General features: G+C 57.6%; 3 protein-coding genes. 1 reads left to right on the top strand and 2 read right to left on the bottom strand.

Annotation, left to right across the window (positions count from 1 at the left end):
* On the bottom strand, positions 1-661 hold a 661-nt coding region (locus D6877_RS00940), incomplete at its 3' end, for an AraC family transcriptional regulator (RefSeq protein ID WP_241662827.1).
* A 211-nt stretch (positions 662-872) separates the two neighbouring features.
* On the opposite strand from D6877_RS00940, the gene D6877_RS00935 reads away from it, so the two are divergent.
* Positions 873-1595, top strand: a complete 723-nt coding sequence (locus tag D6877_RS00935; protein WP_130909564.1) for a pirin family protein — start codon at positions 873-875, stop codon at positions 1593-1595.
* A 41-nt stretch (positions 1596-1636) separates the two neighbouring features.
* Here D6877_RS00935 and D6877_RS00930 read toward each other — a convergent pair whose 3' ends face one another.
* The gene (locus tag D6877_RS00930; protein ID WP_241662826.1) at positions 1637-2143 is read right to left on the bottom strand and encodes a hypothetical protein; all 507 of its coding nucleotides are present in this window, start codon (positions 2141-2143) and stop codon (positions 1637-1639) included.
* Between the last annotated feature and the right edge of the window lie 80 nt (positions 2144-2223).

The raw sequence follows: 2223 nt of genomic DNA, 5'->3' as shown, positions 1-2223 counted from the left end.
CGCGGGTGATGGGCGTTTCTTGCGGTGAGACGGCCGCCATCAACGGGCTGAACTGCGCTTGCCCACCCTGACGCTTCATGACCACCAACAACACCTTGGCGACGTCCTGGGCGATTTTCTTGCCGTGATCCCTGGCCACCACCGCCAGCGCCAGATCGATGCCAGCGGTTACGCCACCGGAAGTGATGAGATTGCGATCCTCAACGTAGATCTGGTCGGTGGTCACCGTGGTTTTCGGGAAAGCCTTGATCAGGCGCTCGGTGTAGTTCCAGTGCGTGGTGACGCGATAACCATCAAGGAGGCAGGCATGGCCGAGGATGAATGCGCCGGTACAAATCGAACCGTAACGCTCCGCCCGCGGCACGGCTTTCTTCAGCCAGCCAAACAGCTCGGGAAATCTCTGGTTATAGGCGCCGGGGCCGCCGGGCACCAATAACAGGTCATAGCGCTCGGCCGCCTCGTCGATGTGCAGGTCAGCCTGGACCTGTACACCATTGGAAGCCCTCAGCAAGCCGCGCTCCGTGCCTAGAGTCGTCAGTTGGTAGTGCAAATCGGGTTTCAGATAACGGTTGGCGACTGAAAACACTTCCAGCGGCCCGGCCATGTCGAGCATCAGAAAGTCAGGGAACAGCACCATTGCCACGGTTTTCATGGGAGGCATCACACATGTTCAAGGATCAATACGCACGCTACAGCCGGGGCATTATGGCCAACTGAATCGTGATGGGCGTAACCGAATGCGTGAACCATAACGCAAAACTGTCAACCTGAGCCGGACAGTCTTTCAATTTCCACCTACTTATTGGCTTGTCGGGTAACCAGTAACCTTCTCCTCACTCGGACGAATTCACGTCCCGCCAGGAGATTTCATCATGCTGACTCTTCGCAAAGCCTCCGATCGCGGCCTCGCCAATCACGGCTGGTTGAAGTCGTTTCACACCTTCTCTTTCGCCAGCTACCGCAACCCGCGTGAACAGGGTTTTTCCGACCTGCTGGTGATCAACGATGACCGCGTCGCCGCCGGCAAAGGTTTTGGCCAGCACCCGCACCGCGACATGGAGATCTTTTCCTATGTGCTCGAAGGCGCGCTGGAACACAAGGACACCCTCGGCACTGGCTCGGTGATCCGCCCCGGTGATGTGCAATTGATGAGCGCCGGCAGCGGCGTGGCGCATAGCGAGTTCAACCACTCGGCCACCAAGCCCGTGCACTTTCTGCAAATCTGGATCGTGCCGGACGTCAGCGGCGCCAAACCGCGCTATCAACAGGAGCATTTCAGCGCGCAGAAAAAACGCGGTCGCCTGCAACTGATCATCTCGCCGGATGGCAGTAAAGGTTCTCTGAAAGTCCGCCAGGACGCGCGGGTCTATGCAGGATTATTCGACGGCAAGGAAAGTGCCACGCTGCAATTGCCGGCCAATCGTTACGCCTACGTGCACGTCGCGCGTGGCAGTGTCGAACTCAACGGCCAAGCCCTGCAGGAAGGCGACGGCGTGCGGGTTCGTGAAGAACAGCTGCTCACTTTGAGCAACGGTATCGATGCCGAAGTGTTGGTGTTCGATTTGCGCCCTCAGGAGTTGCCGGAAATGCCATGATCTGGCGCGATGCAGAACGGCCTTCCGATGAAGGCCGTTTTTTATTGTGGCGGCACTGTTGAGGGTTGTACGACCGGTTTGGGTGACGATACCTCTTTGCCAATCTGAATCGCTGCCAGCGTAGTTTGTATGGTGGTCAACACCGCCGCCTGATTGGCGAAATGTGCGCCAACCAGCAAGGAAGCCACGCCGAGAAAATGCACAGTGGTGGCCGCCCAGTAATTGGCCTTTACCGTTGATGCCTGCCTGATCGCTTCCCGCGATTCGTCGGCAATTTTCTGCACGCCCATCCACATCACGTCATAACGCTTGTCCCGTTCCTGTAGTGCCTTGTCCCGTTCAAGATAGACCTTGTCCCGCTCTGCCTGAGCAGCCAGGAACCCGCGAATGTCGGCGCGCATTTCTGCCACGCGGCCGTCCATCCTCGTCTCGATGGTCTCTATCCTGGCATCGAATTCTTCGCGACTTATGCTGCTCATGTTTTGCCTGTCCCGCCCTGCATTCGATCTGTCCGTGACCGCATATTGATTCACTTCCCTGATTTTCAATTCGGCACCTTTCCATGGCTACGCGGCCTTCCCTGGCTCTTCCTTTCGATGCGTAACTGAGGTTCGCATCGAGCTGCAGT

This window comes from Pseudomonas sp. Sample_9 (genome assembly GCF_004307535.1).
Lineage (GTDB): Bacteria > Pseudomonadota > Gammaproteobacteria > Pseudomonadales > Pseudomonadaceae > Aquipseudomonas > Aquipseudomonas mercuritolerans.
The sequence above is the reverse complement of the archived record's forward strand: the minus strand, read 5'-3'. Positions and strand labels throughout refer to the sequence as shown.

What these genes read in the sequence shown, in the direction of transcription:
- D6877_RS00935 (WP_130909564.1), top strand. Translation starts at nt 873, where the DNA reads ATGCTGACTCTTCGCAAAGCCTCCGATCGCGGCCTCGCCAATCACGGC.